Below are 2,226 nucleotides of genomic sequence, written 5' to 3' on the forward strand. Positions count from 1 at the left end.
CGGCCGCGCTCTTCGTTTCGGAGTGCTGGGCTCAACGAGGTCGCTGCGAGCGCACCTTCGTCGGGTCGATCCCCTTGGGGATCGGCAGCGAAGACAGCGACTGCGAGACCGAGTCCACGCGGCGGATGACCGCTGCCATGGTGGTCTTGTCGATGGCCTTCGGGAGCTTCTTGATCGTCTTCGCCAGGTCGGCGATCGCGACCTCGTCCTCGCCGTGCCCGACGTAGAGCACCGTGACGGGAACTCCGTGCGCGACGCGCTGGGCTTTGCTGCGCTCCTCGTTGACGAGGCGGGTCAGGCGGCCCCGCGCGCCTTCTCCCACGACGACGATGCCACCGCGACCGATGGTGCGGTACACCGCCTCCTGCGTCTTCGGGTTGATGCCGACGGGCGTCTCCGACGCCTGCCAGCTGCGTCCGAGGCTGGTGCTGAGCACGTGGCCGGTGGCGCCGGGCATGCCGTCGATCTTCGTGTACATGGCCGAAGTCGACATTCGGGTCATGAGGAACAGCGCGCCGAGGACGCCGAGCATGAGACCCGTGATGCCCCAGAGGACGAGCGTCCAGATCTGGAATGGCGGGATCAGGTAGCCGGCGACGAGGCCGATGAGGACGCCGCCGACCAGGATCGCGAGCTGAGCCCACGGAAGCCACGGGTAGGCCTCACGGGTGAACCGGAAGAGGGACTTGATCTGGGAGAAGAACCCAGGACGCTTTTCGGGTTCAGGAGCACGCTTTGCCATGGGGACCAGCCTACCGAGTCCGCAGCCCTCGTGATGTCGCCGTTCGCGTGAAGCGGAGTCGGATGTGACGGCACTCTTCCTGCACATTCTCGGCATCGGCCGGAACCCGTTCGCTGAGGCCTGGATCACGCAGATTCCGGTGTGCGGTGGGCTGTGATGGAGGAATGACAGACATCGGCACGCATGACGCTCGGGGGACGGCCCTTCTTCCGGCCGCGCATCGGGTCGTTCGGGTTCTCGACGCGGATGAGGGGCCGTTCGAGGGCGCACTGGTCACTTCGGGGGACGCAGTGGCGGTGCGGGTGGACGCCTCGGCTCTCGGAGGATGGATCGGATGGCGGTACTCGGGGGCGGAGCATGTGGCCGCACCGATCGACGTCATCCGACGAGGCGGTGGCCACGATGTGCTGCTCCCGTGGTGCACGGATCAGGCGCTGGGGCTCCTGATCCGTCGATCGGCCACGGGGGCAGTGCTGAAACCGGGGGAGTGCTGCACCCTCGTGATCAGCCTGCTGCGCGGTCTCGACGAGATCGGCGATGGTGCGGAGGGGACACGCACCGGAGCATGGTGGGTGACCGACGGCGGACGGCCGATGTTCGTCTTCGGAGCAGGGGTGGATGCGCGAGAAGGAGCGGCGCAGATCGTCCGGCGACTGGGCGAAGACAGCACCGACAAGGTGCTCACGCGGGCGCTCAGCGTGATCGAGAAGGGGCTCGAGAAGGCCGCCACACAGCCGCGCATCCCGCGCCGGCTCCTCGATGTGTGGGAGCAAGAGCTCCTGAGCGTCGCTGCTCCGCAACCTCTCGATCGCGGGTCGCATGCGCCGGAGCGTGCGAGGGAGGTCGCGCGCGTGATCACGGCGCATCAACCGGTCCTTTCGCGGAACGGTCAGCGTCTGCGGGCGGATCGTCGCCGCAGGAGCCGGGGGATCGCGACCACAGCCGTGACGCTCGCCGACGCCGCGAAGGAGTCCTTCCGGGTCGCGTACGCGCGGATCGCGGCGGGGGTACCGGGGCGGCGAGGCCGAAGGACGGGTGAGGCAGGGGATCAAGGCACGCGGTCGCACTCGCGGCGACGTCCGTTCATCGTGGCGGCAGCCGTGGCGGTCGTCGTACTCGCCGCGGGCCTGCTGTGGCCGGACGGTGGCGAGCCGGGCGAGGCTGCTGATGCAGGAGGGCGGCGGGCGGCCGAATCGGCATCGGCACCCTCGGGGGGTGAGCCATCGGCCACGCCCGTGTCGGAGGACGCCGGGGCGCACGAGGAATCCGAGGGGTCTACGGAGAAGGCGACGGCGGACGAGACGAGGGCAGGTGGAGATCCGGACAGGAGCAGCTCGTCGGGAGGAGCCGATCCTGTGGCCGCAGCGGCAGCTCTGCTCACGACGATCACGACCTGCCGTGCTCGTGCCGACGTCGCGTGCCCTGAGGCCGTGGCCTCAGGGTCTGACGGTGTGGTGAAAGAGCTCGGGGCTGCGGAGGGGACC

General features: G+C 69.1%; 2 protein-coding genes. One reads left to right on the top strand and one right to left on the bottom strand.

All coding sequences use genetic code 11. The annotated features are described in order from the left end of the window. Positions 1–31: 31 nt before the first annotated feature. Complete coding sequence (locus tag ACNPM4_RS13325) at positions 32–742, bottom strand: DUF4191 domain-containing protein (protein ID WP_105710038.1); 711 nt, start codon at positions 740–742, stop codon at positions 32–34. Between the two features lie 164 nt (positions 743–906). Between ACNPM4_RS13325 and ACNPM4_RS13330 the strand changes: the two genes are divergently transcribed. Further along, on the top strand, positions 907–2,226 hold a 1,320-nt coding region (locus ACNPM4_RS13330; protein ID WP_448985992.1), incomplete at its 3' end, for a hypothetical protein.

Source organism: Microbacterium umsixpiens (genome assembly GCF_053543675.1).

Bases quoted from the DNA above. Each gene is read 5' to 3' on its own strand.
- ACNPM4_RS13325 (WP_105710038.1), bottom strand. From the start codon at position 742: ATGGCAAAGCGTGCTCCTGAACCCGAAAAGCGTCCTGGGTTCTTCTCC.